Origin of the sequence: Streptomyces sp. NBC_01549, assembly GCF_026339955.1 — a bacterium.
GTDB lineage: Bacteria > Actinomycetota > Actinomycetes > Streptomycetales > Streptomycetaceae > Streptomyces.
In genome coordinates this window covers 413,539-431,939 of record NZ_JAPEPW010000003.1, presented here as the reverse complement: position 1 = coordinate 431,939, position 18,401 = coordinate 413,539, and the positions used below count along the sequence as shown (strand labels likewise).

The 18,401-nt window shown below is 72.5% G+C and carries 5 protein-coding genes; 3 read left to right on the top strand and 2 right to left on the bottom strand.

Annotated elements, in window-relative coordinates; all coding sequences use genetic code 11:
* Positions 1-399 precede the first annotated feature (399 nt).
* The gene (locus tag OG819_RS48165; protein WP_266421226.1) at positions 400-1,200 is read right to left on the bottom strand and encodes an enoyl-CoA hydratase-related protein; all 801 of its coding nucleotides are present in this window, start codon (positions 1,198-1,200) and stop codon (positions 400-402) included.
* Entirely contained in the window at positions 1,197-2,387 is a 1,191-nt protein-coding gene (locus OG819_RS48160) for a CaiB/BaiF CoA-transferase family protein (protein WP_266656020.1), read from the bottom strand. Before OG819_RS48160 ends, OG819_RS48165 begins: the two co-directional genes overlap by 4 nt.
* A gap of 1,669 nt (positions 2,388-4,056) precedes the next feature.
* Here OG819_RS48160 and OG819_RS48155 point away from each other — a divergent pair.
* The 3 genes from OG819_RS48155 to OG819_RS48145 all read left to right on the top strand — a co-directional run bounded on the left by OG819_RS48155 (position 4,057) and on the right by OG819_RS48145 (position 18,359).
* Complete coding sequence (locus OG819_RS48155) at positions 4,057-8,091, top strand: amino acid adenylation domain-containing protein (protein ID WP_266656018.1); 4,035 nt, start codon at positions 4,057-4,059, stop codon at positions 8,089-8,091.
* Positions 8,091-17,423, top strand: coding sequence for a non-ribosomal peptide synthetase (locus OG819_RS48150; protein ID WP_266656016.1), 9,333 nt, complete (start codon positions 8,091-8,093; stop codon positions 17,421-17,423). The genes OG819_RS48155 and OG819_RS48150 overlap by 1 nt, the downstream gene beginning before the upstream one ends.
* Positions 17,424-17,486: 63 nt before the next feature.
* Complete coding sequence (locus OG819_RS48145) at positions 17,487-18,359, top strand: TauD/TfdA family dioxygenase (protein WP_266656014.1); 873 nt, start codon at positions 17,487-17,489, stop codon at positions 18,357-18,359.
* Positions 18,360-18,401 lie beyond the last annotated feature (42 nt).

Sequence of the window (18,401 nt, the reverse complement as noted above, 5' to 3'; positions counted from 1 at the left end):
GCCCTGGACCGGCCACTTTAGCGGCGCCTGACGCTCCGTTCAGGGGATTCGCCGGGAAGACACCGGCACGCCGGCGCGCAGTGGAGCGGTGGGGGGGTTTCGAGCGGTGGGTGACGTCGGCGAGCCGTGGCTGTCCCGCCGGGGGACCGCCAGGACGCGCATGGCGTCGAGCAGCAGATCGCCGGGCAGGCCCGGGCGTCGGGTCGGGCGAGGAGTCGCGCGGCGCGCCCGGACGCACTCGCCCGTCGAGGACGCCCGCCTCGTCGGCGGCCGGGAAGATGTCAGCCGGCGGCACGGCTCCGGCACTGGCCGCAGGCGCGTTGCGCGACACCCGGGGTGACAGCCGGCGTGTGACCGGCCGGCCGGACCCCTCCCCTGCTGCCGGTGATCGCTGGCGGTTCAGTGCCCGGGCCAGTTCGGTGGGCGTTTCTCCTGGAAGGCGCGGACGCCCTCGCGGCTGTCCTCGCTGTCCAGGGCTGCCATCAGCGCCGGCAGCCGGGTCGCCCGCGCCTCCTGACTGGTCAGATGCGCGGTGCGCTGCACCATCTGCTTGATGGCGCGCAGCGAGGTGGGAGCGCATGCGAGAACGTCGGCGACCCAGCGGTTGACCGCCTCGTCCAACTGCTCGGCCGGCACCACCTCGTTGACCAGTCCCATCCCGGCGAGCTCAGCCGCGCTCGCCCGCCGCCCGGTGAGCAGCAGGCTCATCGCCCGGGTATGGGACATACGGCGGACAAGCTGGGTGACTCCTCCGTCGAGCGGGACGCGTCCGACACGGGGCTCGGTGAGCCCGAACTGGGCGTGGTCGGCTGCGACCACGATGTCGCATCCCAGGACCATCTCCATGCCGCCGCCGAGGGCGTACCCGTTCACCCGGGCGATCACCGGGACGTCGAGGGTGGTGCGCAGGGACAGGCCGCCGAAACCGTTGGGGTCGAGAGCGGCCCAGTACTCCAAGCCGGTCCTGCCGACCTCTTCGGCGGACATGTCGGCGCCGGTGCAGAAGGCCCGGTCGCCCCCGCCGGTCAGGACGACGACACGGACCCCGGGGTCCGACTCGATGCGTTCCCAGGTCTCGTTGAGTTGCTGAAGCGTCCTGGCGCCGACGGCGTTGAGCACCTGGGGCCGGTCGATGGTCACACGGGCGACGTGCTGGTCGATCTCCAGGCGCACCTCGTCCGTGGAGGGCGCCGCGGTCACCGCAGGACACCGCCCTCCACCAGCGCAGCGATCCGGGCGTCGTCGAAGCCGTGTTCCCTGAGGACTTCGGAACTGTGCTCACCGAGCTGCGGCGGGCAGCGGCGGACGGTCATGCGGGCGCCGGAGAGCAGGATGGGCGCGGCGACCGCCCTGACCGTGCCGGCCACCGGGTGGTTCATCTCCACGACCATGCCGTTGACCGCGGTCTGCTCGTCGGCGAGGGCCTCTTCCAGGGTACGCACCGGGGCGCAGAGGATGTCCTGCTCCTCCAGTCGTTGGATCCAGTGGTCCGTGACGTTGGTGGCGTATCGCTGCCGGAAGATCGCCTGGAGCTGCGGGCGTCGTTGGAACTGCGCCTCCATGGTGGAGTACTCCTCGCGCAGCGAGAGGTCCTCGTCCATCTCCAGGGCTGTGCAGACCGCGCGCAGCGGGTTCTCCTTGAACGCCCCGACCATGCAGACCGCGCCGTCCGTGGTCGGGAAGACACCGCTGAGCGGCATGGCGGCCCAGTTGACCTCGTAGCCGCGGTTCAGCTGCGCGCAGGCCTCCTGCATCTGCATGTGCAGCATCGAGTCGTACATGGCGACTTCGACCTTCTGGCCCTCCCCGGTCCTGGTCCGGGTGAACAGCGCGAGCAGAATGCCCTGCAGCAGATGCATCCCGGTGGTGTAGTCGCCCAACGGTGTGGGGTAGACGGACAGCGGTAGGTCCGGTGACTCGCGGCGCCACATCACCCCGGAGTAGGCCTGGCTTATCACGTCCTGGCCGCCCTTGTGGCTGTACGGTCCGGCGATGCCGAAACCGGTGCCGGAGGCCCAGATGAGACGAGGGTTGATCGCCCGCAGCTCTTCGTAGCCGAAACCGAGCCGTTCCATCACACCGCCGCGGAAGTTGCTCACCACCACGTCGGCCGTGCGGACCAGGCGCAGAATCACTTCCTTGCCCTCGGGTGCGCGGACGTCGACGCAGACGCTGCGCTTGTTCCGGTTGATGGCGAGGAAGATCGGTCCGTCCAGCCCGTCCCGGTCCGGGAAGGACGTCCGGGAGAGGTCGCCGGTTCCGGGGCGCTCGATCTTGATCACGTCAGCGCCGTAGTCACCCAGCATCTGGGTACAGCTGGGACCCATGAAGACCTGGGTGAAGTCGAGGACGGTCACACCGTCCAGGGGCAGGCCGTCGGTGCTCATCAAAGGACCGTCCTTTCCGCAGTCCTCAGGAACAGGGGTGTGACCTCTCGGTCTCGGCGGACACTCATGCGTGGGCCTCCACTGGGTTGCCCGGATCGGCCGGGGGGGTCGGTAACGGTGTGCGGGGAGGGGGCAACGCCCGGGCCGGGTCCTGCCCGGGCAGCCGGAGTCGGATCTGCTCGAGGGCGGGTTCCCGGACGGTGACACCGCTGTCGGCGGCCGGCGCCGCCGCGGCGGGAACTCGCACGGGGTCCCGGGAGCCGGGACCCGAGGGGCCTGCCGCGAGGAACGGGCGGAGGAGAGGCAGTGAACCTGGCAGGTCCGTCGAGGATCTGGTCTCGTAAAAAGGGGGGATCAGCCCATGGCTTGCGTTCCTCGGCACCGGGTTCACCTTCCCACGCCGGGCCGGTACGGGACAGTCGGGAGACATCGCCATGGAGTCGCCCGGGACCATTCATGGCGAACCTGTCCGGACGAATGTGCATTCAGTCGGAGATGATGCCTTCCGCTTCAACGCCGCACGAGAAGGGAAATTCCTCGGCATCACGCCCCGGTGGAGTGCGCACCCAGAGATTTCCCATACGCCGGACAGGTCGGGGCCGGCAGATCATATACGGTATCGCCTTCCCCGCCCGGGCCGCGATTTTCCGGACGGCGCCATTCGTTCTCCCGGACAGCCGGAAACCGATGGTCCCGTCGGATGGTGCCGAACAGCCGGCCCACCGGAATATCGAGGGCATGCGCCCGCCGGACCTGCCCGGTGAACACCGCATCGGCCGCCCCTCTCCCGGTCCCGCCGGCGACGACCGGGCTTCTCCCCCAGGTCACGCCGCCCAGCCCCTGCGGGGCGCAACCGTGCGAACACGACACGCACCGCCCCGTCCACCGCGAGGGACGCACGGGACGCCGCCGCACCCGCGACCGCACCAGCTCGGGCCTTGCCCATGAGCGCCTCCGCGAATCTCAAGTCGCTTCAGCGTAATGAAGATCTCCGCCCCGTCAAGGCTTCACTTCGGCGAAACCGTGCAGCCCACCGCGCGTGGACGGGCCGGAAGGCGCGCGGGTTTCGACAACCCGCGCCGAGGTCGGGGGCGTCGGCATCACCGGACCGCACGCCTTTTCGGCGTGCACCGGACCTCACTCGCCCGGTTCCCCATGACGGGAAGGGTGGGGATATTTAACAGAATTGCCGCCTTACCCCTTTTCGAAACACGGCAGATCTAAACATCCCCGCGCCAGAAAATTGTGTGACCCGCATCACTGTTGACCTTTAAATCAGTCTGGGATCTACTTTTGCGCGACGAACCATTAATTCGTTATTAGCCGTCGATATTCCTCGTCCTGTTGCTTCGACAGATACCCCTGACGTCACGTCGCAGGTGGTGCGCCGATGAAAATTCCTGACCTACGACGAAAGCCCGCCGCCGGACGGGCGCCTCGGAATCCTGCCCGGCACGGCGAGGCCTGACGGAGCCACCGGGCATCCAGCCGTCGCCCTCGCGATGCTCCCGGTCGCCGGTGCCGCCGACCGGACACCTGCCGTCCCTGCACCGTGTCCCACGCGCCTCCGGCCGTGGCGCCCGGATTCCTGACCTTGCGTGCGCGTTCCGTCACGCCTTCCGGGGCGCACGCCCGTTTCGCCGTCTTCCTTTCTCATGAAGGAAACCTTGTGCCTCGCATTGCCACCCCCCGAATTCTCCCGTCCGCCCCGTCCGCCTCATCGGCGTCAGGCCCCGCCGGCGTTCCCTCGTCCGATCCCGCCCCCCTGTCATTGGCGCAGGAGCGGTTGTGGGTCCTGGCGCGGATGGGTGGGGAGGCCAGCGCCGCGTACCACGGGCTCATGAACTTCGACCTCAGGGGGCCGCTGGACGCGAACCTGCTCGTCCAGGCGCTGCACCTGCTCGCCGCCCGGCACGAAGCGCTCCGCACCCGGCTGGTGCCCGCCGAGGGCTCGGCACTCCAGGTCGTCGATCCCCCGGAGACGGGCTTCCCCGTCACCGTCGAGGATCTGAGAGGGCTGCCGGACGCGGGCGAGCGCCTCGCAGAGGCGCAGCGGGCGGTGGGTGGCACTCCCTTCCGTCTCGGGGAGGAGGCCATGACGCGCGGCCGCCTGCTCGTGCTCGGCGAGGACCACCACGTCCTGCTGCTCACGGCCCACCACCTCATTTTCGACGGCTGGTCCCAGTCCCTGCTGCTGCGGGAGCTGAGCGCGGTGTACGCCGCGCTGCACGGCGGACAGGACGTGTCACTGCCGGAACTGCGGTGGCAGTACAGCGACTACACCCGCTGGCAGTGGGACTGGATGGCGGGAGAGGAGCCCGCCGCGTACGCCGAGTACTGGACCGGTGCGCTGGCCGGGGTCCCGGCCGTGCTCTCCCTGCCCACCGACCGGCCCCGTCCGCCCGAGCAGGATTTCCGGGGCGGCCGGGTGGCCGTGGTCGTCGACGAGGACCTCACCCAGGCGCTGCGAGCCCTGGCGGAGCACCACGGGGTCTCCTTGTACACGACGGTCCTGACCGGCTGGTCGGTGCTGCTGTCCCTGCTCTCCGGGCAGGAGGACATCGTGATCGGCGCCCCGACGGCCAACCGCCGGCAGGGGGACGTCGGTGGCCTCATCGGTTTCTTCGCCAACACCCTCGCCGTGCGCGCGGACCTGTCTGGCTCACCGACCGTCGGGGAGGCGCTGAAGCGGGTGAACCGGCGGCTGCGTGACGGCCTCGCGCATGTGGACCTGCCTTTCGAACGGGTCGTGGAGCTGGTCAACCCGCCACGGAGTCCGGCCTGCACGGCCCTGTTCCAGACGATGGTCGCATGGGTCCCCTCCATGCGGCAGGAGCTCGAACTCCCCGGCGTGACCGTCGAGGTGCGCGAGGACGACGCACACGTCGCCGCGAAGTTCGACCTGGTGGCGGTCCTTGCCGACGAGGGCCGGCGCCTGGTCGGCGGAATCGAGTACGCCGCCGCCCTCTTCGACCGGACGACCGTCGAGCGGTTCGCACGCCAACTGCTGCGGGTGTTCCGGCTGATGACCGAGCGGCCCGGGGCGGACATCGGCGACCTCACCCTGCTGGACGAGGACGAGCAGCGGGAGCTCCTGTCGGCCTTCAGCTGGGGAGGCGACCCGGTGACACCGGCGCCGGCCGCCCTGCTGGAGCGTTTCGCGGAACAGGTGCGGACCCGGCCCGGACAGCCGGCGGTGGTCGCCGGGGACGCGGAAGTGGACTACGCGGCGCTGGACCTCCGGGCCAACCGGGTGGCGAACGCGCTGATCGCCCGCGGTGTCCGCCCCGGCCAGGTGGTGGGCCTGCACGCCGGGCGCACGCTCGAGTTGGTCGTCGGGGTCCTCGGCATCCTCAAGGCCGGGGCCGCCTACCTCCCGCTCGATCCCGGGCAGCCCGCCGAACGGCTCGCGGCCATGGTGGCCGATGCCGAGCCGGCGCTGGTGCTGACCGACCACGGGGCCCCGGCGGCCGGCGGCGGACTCTGGCAGGACCTGGCCGCTGTCGAGGCGGAGGGCACGCGGGAGGACGCGCCGCAGATCGACCCGGACCCTGCCCGGTTGGCCTACGTCATCTACACCTCCGGGTCGACCGGCCGCCCCAAGGGGGTGGCGGTGACCCACGGCAGCGTCGTCAATCTCCTCGACCACTGGCGCGAGCTCATGGGCGACGCCGCGGGCGAGGCCGCGTCGGCCTGGTCGAGCATCGGCTTCGACGCTTCGGTGCACGAACTCCTCGTGCCGCTGACGACGGGAGCGGTGCTCCACCTCGTCCCCGACGAGCTTCGCGGCGACCCCGGGGCCCTCATGGGCTGGCTGCGGGAGCGGCGGGTGACCCAGGCCTTCCTGCCCCCGTCCTACATCATGTGGATCGACGAGGACCCGTCCCGGCGGCTGGCCGGGCTGAGCCTGCGCCAGCTCCTCACCGGCGTGGAGTCTCTGCCGGAGGCCGCGCTGCACCGCATGCGCGAGGAACTGCCGGGCCTTCGTGTCTGCTACGGCTACGGACCGACCGAAGCCACGCTCTACACCACCGCGTACACCGATCCGCAGGCCCGCTCGCGGTCGTGCCCCATCGGGCGGCCGTTGCGCGGCACGCGCCTGTACCTGCTGGACGACCGCATGCGCCCGGTGCCCGTGGGAGTTCCCGGCGAGGTGTACGCGGGAGGCGCGAGCCTGGCGCGCGGGTACCTGCACCGGCCCGACCTCACCGACGAGCGTTTCGTGCCGGACCCGTTCGTGCCAGGGGAACGCCTCTACCGCACCGGCGATCTGGCGCGCTGGCTGCCGGACGGCAACGCCCAGTACGTCGGCCGCCGCGACGACCAGCTCAAGCTGCGGGGCTTCCGCATCGAGCCCGGCGAGGTGGAGGCCGCTCTGCTGGCGGTGCCCGGGGTGCGGGAGGCGGTCGTCCTGGCCGACCGCCGGACGCCGGGCGACCCGCACCTGGTGGCCGGCGTGGGGCGCGACCCCGGGCCCGCCCGGACACCCCACGAATGGCGTCTCGCGCTGGGGGACCGGCTGCCGGACTACATGATCCCCGCGGTCGTCGCCGAGTTCCCGCGGCTGCCGCTGAACCGCAACGGCAAGGTGGACCGGGAGGCGGTGCTGAGCGCGGCCGCCGGGACCCGTGCCGGGCGGGTCAACACGGCCGCACCCCGTGACCACGTCGAGATGGCCCTGTACCGGATCTGGCGGCGCGTGCTGCTGCACCCGGACGTCGGGGTCGCGGACAACTTCTTCGAGCTCGGCGGCACCTCGATCTCGGCGATCAAGATGGCACACGCCGTGCAGGAGGAGCTCGGCGTGGCGTTGCCGGTCCGGGACGTCATGCTGCGTCCCACGATCGAGGCGCTCGCGGAGCTCGTTCGCGGCGCCCTCTCCGGGACTTCCGGGCCCGCCGGCCACAGCAGCCTGGTCGAGTTCCGCGCTGGGGACGGCCGGCAGCGCGTGGTGTGCGTCCATCCCGCCGGCGGCACCGCCTTCTGCTATCTGCCGTTGTCCACCGCGCTCGCGGAGGACGTCGGCGTGCTGGGCCTGCAGGCCCCGGGGATCAATCCCGGTGAGCCGACCCTGCCGACCGTGGAGGCCATGGCCCAGGAGTACCTGCGGCTCGTCGATCCCCGCCCGGACGAGGCGCTGGTGCTGTGCGGGCTGTCCTACGGGGGGCTGATCGCCCACGAGATGGGCCGCCAGCTGGCGGCGGCCGGGCACGAAAGGGTGAGCGTGGTCCTGCTCGACACCCGCGGCGCGCAGGACGCGGAACGGCACGCCGCGGTCACGCCGACGGACATGGAGGAGTTCCGGGAGAAGCTGGTCCGCTTCAACGGCATGTACCCGGGCATCGACGACGCTCAGGTCGCCCGGTACCTCGCGGTGTACAACCACCACCAGGCGACCGGCCTCGACTACGTGGTGCCCGACTCGCGGGCCCGCGTGGTGCTCATGCAGGCCATGGCCGTGGAGGACGACGAGGACGGTGAGGCGGCCGCCCGGCTGCGCGCGTTCTGGAAGCGCCGCGCCGGCGGCGGCTTCGCGGTCGAACCGGTGGCCTGCGGCCACTGGGACATGCTGGAGAGCGACGAACTGCCGCGAGTCGCCGCCGTTCTCACAGCCGAACTGAACCGGTTCGGCCTCGATGCGGGAGGCGGCACCGGCCCGGCCGAGGCCCGGCCTTCGATCCTCCCCGGCACGCGGGAGCAGTGATGGCGATCTCCGACGGGACCCTGGAGGCACGCGGTGCCGGGAACCCGGGCTCACCGGACGGCCTGGCGCTGCGGATACACCGTCAGGCCCGCAACACTCCGCGGGCCGTCGCACTCACCGACGGCGACGTGCGGCTGGACTACGCGACGCTCGACTCCTCGGCCGCCGCCGTGGCCCGGGCGCTGCGCCGCAGCGGCGTCGCCCCGGGGCAGGCGGTGGCGGTGGCGCTGCCCCGGTCGTGGCGGCTGGTCTGCGTCATGCTGGGCATCCTCCGGCTGGGTGCCCAGGTGGTCCCCCTGGACCTCCAGAGCCCCGCGGAGCGCCGGCGCCACATCCTGGAGGACTGCGCGGCGGTGGCGCTGGTGCACGGCGCCGACGGAGCGGCCGCGGAACTCCCGCGGGGTGTGAGGGCGCTGGCCGTGGACGGCCTGCTCCCGCGGGTCCCAAAAGCCGGCGCGGCAACGCAGCCTCCGCGCGCCGCGAGCGAGGTGTCCTTCGTGTTCTACACCTCCGGAACGAGCGGACGCCCCAAGGGCGTTGAGGTGCGCGATGCCGGAGTGCTGCGGCTGGCGCAGCCCGGCTGGATCCGCGTCGAGCCCGGCATGCGGTATGCCTGCCTGTCCAATCCGGCCTTCGACGCGCTGAGTTTCGAGGTCTGGGTACCGCTGCTGACCGGCGGCTGCTGCGTGATCCTGCGCGACGTGGACGTGCAGACACCCGAACTGCTCACCGCGGCGCTGCGACGGGAACGGATCGACACGCTCTTCGTCACGGTCGCGCTGTTCAACGCCGTGACCACCGCCGTACGGGACTGCTTCGCCACGGTCGGCCAGGTCCTGACGGGCGGGGAGCAGCTCAACGCCCCGGTGATCCGCCGCTGGTACCGGCACAACACCCGCAGCCGCACCCGGCTGTTCAACGCCTACGGCCCGACGGAGACCACCACCTTCGCCTTCTGCCACCCGATCCCGCGGGAATTCGACGGCGACGTGGTTCCGATCGGCCGGCCTCTCCCGCGCACGGGCGCGGTCCTGGCCGTGCCGGGCCGCGAGCGCGTCGCCGCGCCCGGAGAAGTAGCCGAGCTGCTGCTGAGCGGAGACGGGCTGGCCGCCGGGTACCGCAACCTTCCCGAGGAGACCGAGCAGCGTTTCGTGCGCTTGCCCTGGCTCGACGGCGGGCGGGAGACGTACTACCGCACCGGTGACCTGGTCCGGAGCGACAGCACAGGCCAGGTGGAGTACGTCGGGCGGACGGACCGCCAGGTCAAGGTCCGCGGCTTCCGGATCGAGCCCGGCGAGGTGGAGCGGCACGTCCTCGCGCACCCGGCGGTCCTGCAGTCGTACGTCTGTACGCGCCGCGTCGGCGAGGAGGGGCCGAACGAGCTGCTGGCCTTCGTCGTACGTCGCCAGGACCTGGACTACGAGGAGTTCACCGGCCACCTGGCGGACCGCCTGCCCGCCTACATGCGCCCGCACCACATCCATCTCGTGGGGGAACTGCCGCTCACCGCCAACGGCAAGGTCGACCGGGCATCGCTCCTTGAGCGGGCTGGCCGGCCCTGGCGCCCGGCCACCCCCGCGGCGCGGTCCGTGACCCGACGGCAGCGCGAGGTGCTGGAGCTGGCCGAGCAGGTCCTGCAGACAACCGGGCTCCGGCCGGCCGACCGATGGATCGCCTGCGGCGGGGATTCGCTGAAGGCCCTGCGTCTCCGCTTCGAGATCCGGCGGCGGTGGGGCTGCGAGGTGCCGCAGGCGACCGTCCTCTACGGGGATCTGGCGGCGATCGCCCGGGCAGTCGACGCGGCCGGCCCGGACGCGGGGAGCGTGTACCCGGTGCCGGCGGTCGCCAGTGCCCGCTTCGGGCCCGCCACCAGTGAGCAGCAGCGGCTGTGGCTCGTGCAGCACCGCGCGCCTGGTTCACGGGCGTACTCCGTGAACCAGGCCTTCCGGATCGACGGGCCGGTCGACACCGCCGCCCTCCGGCGGGCGTTGCGGGTTGTGGTGCGGCGCCACGCGGCACTTCGGACGGGTTTCGAGACGGGGCCGGAGGGCCTTCGCCAGGTCGTGGGCGAACCGTACGACCCCTGGCACGACCCCGGTGTCACGCCGGTGCGGGACGAAGCGGGAGCACGGGCCTTCGCCGACGGCTTCTTCGCCGAGCCGTTCGACCTGACGGTGCCGCGCATGCTCCGGGCCTGCTGGCTGTCCGGCGAGGACGGCGGAACGCTTCTGCTGCACCTGCACCACATCGCCGTCGACGGCTGGTCGATGAACCTCCTGCTGCGGGACCTGTCCGCCGCCTACGCCGACGCCTCCCAGGCCGACCGGCGCGAGGCCGCGCCGACCCCGGTGGACGTCGCCGCCTGGCAGGCCGACTGGTTCGCCACCCCGGCGTACCGTGCCCGGCGCGACCAGCTCCTGGCGTATTACCGCGGCCTGGAGGAGCCCCGGGAACCGCTCCCCGTCGGAGACGAGGGTCCGGCACCGCGGCCGCGGCTGCTCCGCACCTCCCTGGACGTCGTGCGCCGGGCCCAGTTGGACCGGCTCTGTGCCGAGCTCGGGCTGACCCGCTTCCAGGTACTGCTGGGAACCTTCGCCTGGAGCCTGTACGGCGTGACCGGCCTGGTCCGTCCACGCATCGCCGCCCCGGTGGCCAACCGTCCGGTACGCGAGTTCGAGAACAGCGTGGGCATGATGGCGAACACGGTGCTGCTGCCCGTGGCCGTCGCGCCCGATGAGGAACTGCGCTCGCAACTGGGCGCCATGGGGACCGCTGTGGGGGAGGTACTGGAACGGCAGGACGTGGCACTCACGGACGTGCTGACCGGCTGGGAGGCGGCGGGCGAAACCCCCTTCGACGTCCTGTTCGTCCTGGAGAACACCGATGTCGACCTGCTCCGGCTCCCGGGCTGCCCGCACAGGCCCCTGTGGTGGGCCGCGTCGGAGGCCAAGTGCCCGCTGACGGTCTCCGTGGTCGACACCGCCGACGGCCTCGACGTGTTGTGGGAGTACACGCAGGACGCTCTCACCGTCGAGGCCGTCGAGGCCATGGCCGAGCTGCTGCGGCGGGGCGTGGACGCGCTCGTGTCCACAGGGCGGTCGACCGCACGGCAGCTGGTCGCGCCATACCGGACATCGCTGCCGGAGCCCGGGCGCGGGAGCGCCCCGGAACCCGGCTTCACCACGATCGCCGAGGGCTTCGCGCGACAGGTCGCCCGCACACCGGACACCCCCGCTCTGGTGACGGCCGACGGAAGCACCGTGAGCTACGCGGTGCTCGACGCCCACGCCGCAGCGCTCGCCGCCGATCTGGCTGCCCGGTACGCGATCCCGTCGGACGGCGAACCCTGCCAGGTGGCCCTGTACCTGGACCCGTCCGTCGAGCACGTGACGGCCCTGCTGGCGCTGGCGCGGCTGAACGTCACCGCCGTCCCGCTCGACCCCTCCTATCCGCCCGGCGTACTGGCCGGCGTGCTGGAGCGGGTCGGCCCGCTGTGCGTGCTGGTCATGCCCGGCGGCTCGCCGGCGCCGGGCCCGCTGCTCCCCGACGACGTCGTACCTCACGCGGTCGTCCTGACGGACGCCGTGCCGCGGCCCGCGCGGGCCGCGGCCGCGTCGCACGACGGACGGGTGCACGAGGGCACCCGTCCGCTCTACACGCTGTTCACCTCCGGCTCCACCGGTGTGCCCAAGGGCGTCCAGATCTTCGACCGCACGCTGTGCGACCTGCTGCGGTGGCAGGCCGGCCCGGGCGGACTGACCGCCCCGGCGGTCACCCAGCAGTTCTCGATGCTGTCGTTCGACGTGTCGTTCCAGGAGATCTTCGGAACGCTCTGCGGCGGCGGCACCCTTCACCTCGTGCGCCCCGAGTGGCGCCAGGACGCCCCCGCGCTCCTGGAACGGCTGGAGTCGGCGGGGACCGAGCGGATCTTCATGCCCTACGTCGCGCTGCAACTGCTGGCCGAGTACGGGGTCCGCCTGGGCGTGTTCCCCTCCCGGCTGCGCGAGGTGATCACCGCGGGCGAGCAGTTGGTGTGCACCGGCGCGATCCGCCGCTGGTTCGCCGGGCTGCCCGGCGCGCGTCTGTTCAACCACTACGGGCCGACCGAGACGCACGTGGTGAGCGCCCTGTGCCTGGACGGCGATCCGCACCGGTGGCCCGAGCGTCCCCCCATCGGCCGTCCGGTGGCCGGCGCCCTCCTGCGCGTGGTGGACGCCCTGGGCGACCCCGTGCCGCCCGGGTGCACCGGCGAGTTGCTGATCGGCGGCACGATGACCACGCGCTGCTACCTCGACGACCCCGTGCTCAACGACGAACGCTTCATCGAGGTGCCCGGCGAGGGCCTCTTCTACCGCAGCGGGGACCGGGCCCGGTTCGACCGCCGGGGCCTGCTGCACTACGCGGGCCGGGACGACCAGCAGATCAAATTGAGCGGACACCGGCTGGAGCTCGGGTCGATCGAGACGGCGCTGCTGCGCCATCCGGCGGTGGTGAACGCCGTGGTGGTCCATGACGGCGACCGGTTGACGGCCTGCCTGGAGTGCCGCGAGGAGACCCCCTCCGCCGACGATCTGACGGCGCACCTGTCCGCGGTGCTGCCCGCCTACGTCCGCGTGGACCGATTCCGGAGGATGAACGCGCTGCCGCGCACCCCCAGCGGCAAACTGGACCGCAGGGCTGCGTCGCGGGCACCGGGTGAGGAGATACGCCGTTCGGCCGTCGCTCGCACGGGGCTGACGCAGGAGGAGGAGCAGCTCGTCGCGGCGTTCGAGACGGTCACCGGAACGAGGATCGGACCGGACCAGACCTTCTTCGAGGCGGGTGCCTCCAGCCTCGCCCTGATGCGGTTCCACCTGCGCTGCACCACGGAACTCGGCCTGCGCTTCAGCGTCACCGACCTGTTCGAACACGTCACGATCCCCGCTCTCGCCCGCCACCTCGCCGCGGACGGCTCTCCCGGTACCGGGACACGGCACACGCCGGCCGCCGTATCGGGCGGCGCGCCGGACGCCGACGACCCCATCGCCGTCATCGGCATGTCGGTGCGCCTGCCCGGCGCCTGTGACCTGGCCGCTTTCTGGGACCTGGTGCTCTCGGGCGGCACCGGCATCCGCCGGTTCGACGCGCCGGAGGGGATCGTCGGGGCGCACAGCACGCTCGACGGCCCGCTCGAGTTCGACCCGGGCCACTTCGGCATCAGTCCCCATGAAGCCCGCTTGATGGACCCGCAGCAGCGTCACCTGCTGATGGCCTGTGTGCAGGCTCTGGCGCACGCCGGCCTGGCGGATCCGCCGGCCAGCCGCGTGGGACTGGTGGCGAGTGCCGGGGAGAACACCTACTTCCAGGCCATGCTGCGTGAGGCCGATCCCCGTTCGCTGCCCGACGGCTTCCAGCTCGCCCTGCACCACGAGAAGGACTTCCTCGCCACGAAGGCCGCCTACCACCTGGGCCTGACCGGTCCGGCCTTCAGCGTGCAGGCAGCGTGCTCCGGTTCCCTGGTCGCCGTCCATCTCGCGGCGGGCATGCTGCGGCAGGGCGACGCCGAGGTGATGCTCGCCGCAGGAGTGCTCGTCGACCCCGGACTGTCCGCCGGCTACCGGTACCGCCCGCAGCACATCTTCTCCGTGGACGGCGCGTGCCGGTCCTTCAGCGACGACGCGACCGGAACGATCGGCGCGAGCGGCGTGGGGGTCGTGGTCCTCAAACCGCTGCGGCGGGCACGGCGCGACGGCGACACGGTCTACGCGGTGATCACCGGCTCCGCCGTCAACAACGACGGTTCGGCCAAGATGAGTTACAGCGCGCCGTCCCTGGCCGGCCAGCGCGAGGTGATCCGGACCGCCCTCGCCCGTGCCGGACGTACCGGCGCGGACCTCGGCTACGTGGAAGCGCACGGCACCGGCACCCGGCTGGGCGACCCGATCGAGGTCGGCGCGCTCCGCGAGGCATTCGGCGTGGCCGAGTCCGGTCGCTGCGCGCTGACCTCCGTCAAGAGCCAGCTCGGCCACATGGGCGCGGCCGCCGGCGTGGTGGGGCTCATCCGTGCCGTCCTGTCCGTGCACCACGGGACCGTGCCGCCCAACATCGGCTTCCGCTCCCTCAATCCCGAGATCGGCCCCGACCCCACGCCCTTCTACGTCCCCACCCGGGCCACGCCCTGGCCGGACGGACGGGAGCGGGTGGCCGCGGTCAGCAGCTTCGGCATCGGCGGCACCAACGCCCACGTGATAGTGGAACGCGCTGCCGCCGCCGACACCGCCGGGGCCGGCGGGGTACCGCGATGCCTGGTGCTGTCCGCCACCAGTACGGACGCGCTGCGCGCCGACGCCGCCCGGATCGCCGACTACCTCCGGTCCCGGCCCGGACGCTACGAAGCCGTACTCCGTCACCTGCAGGCCGGTCGTCCGGCCCGCGGCCTGCGGATCGCGGCGTCATGTCCGGACGCCGGCTCCGCGACGCGCTGGCTGCGCGCGGTGGCCTCGGGAGACATCCCGCACGGCACTGCCGACCCGGACGCCCCACCGGTTCCCGCAACGGGGCGCACGACGCCGCGACTCGCCGAGGACTGGACCGCGGGGCGGCCCGTCGACTGGCCCGCGGGCCCCGCGCCGGCGCCTTGGGACTTCCCGCCCCCGTCCTTCGCGCTGGCGGAGTACGACTTCGAACGGGCGGCCGGGGCCGCCACGGCGGGGCCCTCGCGGCTCCCGGCGGGCGAATGGCTGCACCAGCCGCACTGGGTTCCGCTGCGTCGCGCGGTCACCGCCCACGCCGCCGGGCGGGACCGCCGTGCCGCCGTCGTGGTGGTCGTGAGCGCGGCCCCCTTGCCGCCGGCGGCGTACACCCCCTTCGAAGCCGTGGCCTCCCGGGTGGTGCGGGTGCACACGGCCGATGCCTTCGCCCGCAGGGGACACGACGTCTTCGAGGCCGATCCGGCCGATCCGGCGTCACTGCGCCAGTTGCTCGACGCGTTGGCGCCGGAGGGCACCGACAGAGGCATGGACGGCGTCGAGTGGGTGCACGCGCTGCCGCTGTCCGTGGCGGGTCCGGTCGGCCCCGGTGCGCTGGAACGCGCCCGCCACGCCTGTCTGGACACCACCGCGGCCCTGGTCCAGGCACTGTCCGGCCGGACCGGCTCCCCCCGGGTCTGGTGGCTGTCCTACGGTGCCCGGCCCGTGGTGGGGCCGGTCGGCAGGCCGGAGCTGGGGCTCCTGGCCGGACCGGTCGAGGTCGCCCCGCAGGAGGGCGTCCTGGACGGCCACTGGCTGGACCTCCCCGACGCCGAACTCAGCAGCTGGGCGGGACACGTGGCCTCGGTCGTGGGCGACGCGGACCGGTACCGCCCGGCCGGTTCCGGCGGCCCGGCCCCGCACCGGCAGCTCGCGCTCCGGCAGGGCTACTGGTGGCGGCCGGGCAGCACGCCGGTGACCGCGCGGGCGGCCGAACCCGTGGCCCTGCCCGGGGGCGAGGGGGTTCACCTGGTGCTGGGCGGCACGGGCGGCATCGGCCGCGCCATCGCCGCCTGGCTGCTGGAGCACACCGGCGGCCGTGTCCTGCTGCTGTCGCGGAAGCCCGCCCTGCCGGTGGAACTGACCCGCTGGGCCGACCGCGTCGACCTGGTCGCGGCGGACCTGGCGACAACGCCGGCGCACCAGGTGCTGGCGGTGGTCGCCGGACACACCGCACGGCTGGACAGTGTGAGCCACGCGGCCGGGGTGGGATTCGGCGGCCTTCTGGTACGGCGCCGGGCCGCCGCGATGCGTGAGGCCGCCGCGGCCCGGGAGAACGGCGCGCTCGTCGTCGAGCAGGTGATCCAGCGGTACCGTCCGGCGTTCGCGGTGTACTGCTCGTCCATGTCCGCGCTGCTCGGCGGCGTCGGGCAGTGCGACTACGCGGCCGGCGCGGGCCTTCTCGACGGCTTCGCGCAGTACCGCGGTGACGGGGCGGAGACCACGGCGCGGATCGGCATCAACTGGGACGCGTGGCGCGAGACCGGGATGGCGACCCGCGTGCCGGCCGCGGACAGCAGGCACCAGGCGCACCTGGAGGTCGGTCTGACGGTGCGGGAGGGCACGGAGGTCTTCGCCCGTGCCGTCTCCCTCCAACTCCCGCAGGTGTTCGTCTCCACCACCGGCATCGAGGCGTCCCGCGCCTTCTACGCCCCCGCCGTCCGGGACCGGGCGCAGCCGGACCCCCGGCTGGAGCGACCCGGCGCGGCGCACGACGCCGGCGGCACGGCGGGCACCGGGGACGCCGACGGCACCGGGGACGCCGACGGCACCGAGGACCGGGCCCGGCTCGTCGGCCGGTGGCTCCGTGAGTCGCTCGGCGTCGAGCACCTGGACCCCGACGACGTGCTGTACGACCTCGGCGTCGACTCACTGATGCTGCTGGACCTGATCACGAAGGTCGACGAGACCTTCGGGGTCGAGCTCGACCTGGCCTCATTCAGTCACCGGGTCAGCCTCACCGAGATCCTGAAACACCTCCAAGGAGCCCTCGCCCTGGCTGAACCCACCCCCGGGGCCGCACGTCACGCCGCCGTCCGCAGCGCGCCCGGGGCGGCACTCGACGTCTGGCAGGAGGGAACCGGCCCCGCCGTCCTGTGCCTGGTGCATCCCGTGGGCGGAGACGTGCAGGTCTACCGGACGCTGGTGGCGTCGCTCGGGCCCGCGCCGACCGTCTGCCTGATCGCCGATCCGGCGCTGCGCGATCCCACCGCCCCGCAGTGGTCGCTGGCCGAACGCGCACGGCACTACGACGCCGTGCTGCGGTCCCGGTTCGGCGGCCCGGACAGCCACCTGCGACTGGCCGGGTGGTCCTTCGGCGCCAGGGTGGCCATGGAGATGGCCGGTCTCGCCGAAGCCGCCGGGCAACCGGTCGACGCGCTCTACCTCCTCGATCCGCCGCCACCGGAAGCGGGCGCGCTGATCTCCGCGTACGACGAGGCCCACCTCGAAGCCGTATTCGCCGCCGAACTCGGCAGCGGGGGCCAGGCGGCGTCCCGCGCCCACGGGCGGGCCTACGCCGAACGGCTGGCCCACTGCTGCCGGGCCAACCTGCGCAGCCTGGCCGGGCACCGGGTGCGGCCGCTCACCTCCACCCCCACCCTCGTCTGGTGGGCCGAGCAGACCTCCCCCGGTCTGCCCGCTCCCGTCGATCCGCAGGAGACGGCCCGGCAGTGGGACGCCTGCCTGCCGCCCGCCTCCTCGCGGCGGTGGCTGCCCACCGGCCACTACGGCATCGTCGCGCCACCCCACGTGCACACGGTGGCCGAGGCCATGAGAACAGCGCTGCCGGATCCGGTCGCCGGCTCCCGGCACGGCGACCACTGAGGACCGGGGCACACACGCCACGTCCGGCCCTCACCGGCAGATGGACACCTTACGGAGGAACGCATGGAGCAGTACGAGCTCGAAGCACTCGAAGCGGTGACGACGCGACCCGCACACCCGTACAGAACCCTCACGGTTCAGCGGATCACCCCCGTCATCGGCGCGGAGGTCTCGGGCGTCGACCTGTCGAAGGAACTGTCGACCGAGCAGTGGGAAGAGGTGAGGATCGCGTTCCGCGATCACCACGTCCTGGTCTTCCGCGACCAGGTGCTCACTTCCGACGATCACAAGCGCTTTGCCGGCGGCTTCGGCGAGTTGCGTCCGGTGGACCCGCCGCCGCCCGAGGGCGACCCCCACATCCTGGAGATCCGCACGAACGCGGCGGCGGCGAACGTGGCCGGGAACGGCTGGCACACCGACGGCAGTGCCGACGCCGAGCCGTCGCTGGGGTCGATGCTCTACATCACGGAGGTTCCGGAGCCGGGCCGCGGCGGCGACACCATGTTCGCCAACATGCACCTCGCGTACGAGATGCTGTCCCCGGCCATGCGGTCGCTGCTGGACCCGCTGACCGCGATCCATGACGGTGCACAGGCGTTCCAGGGCTATACCCCGCCCGAGGGCTACGTCGTGCCCAGGAGCGAACACCCGCTCATCGCGCGGCACCCCGAGACCGACCGCAAACTGCTGTACGCCAACAGGGCCTACACCTCCCGCATCCCGCAGCTGTCACCCCAGGAGAGCCGGGCGCTGCTCGACATGCTCTTCGACGTGACCGCCGGTCGGCCGGTCCTCCACTGCCGTGTCCACTGGACCCCCGGCACCCTGGTGTTCTGGGACAACCGTTGCGTTCAGCACCACGCGATCTACGACTACTACCCGTACACGCGGTACGGGCAGCGGATCGCCATCAACGGGGGTGCCGTGAAGGGCTGACGGCCTGACAGGCGGGATGCGCCGACCGCCGCGCGGAACTCC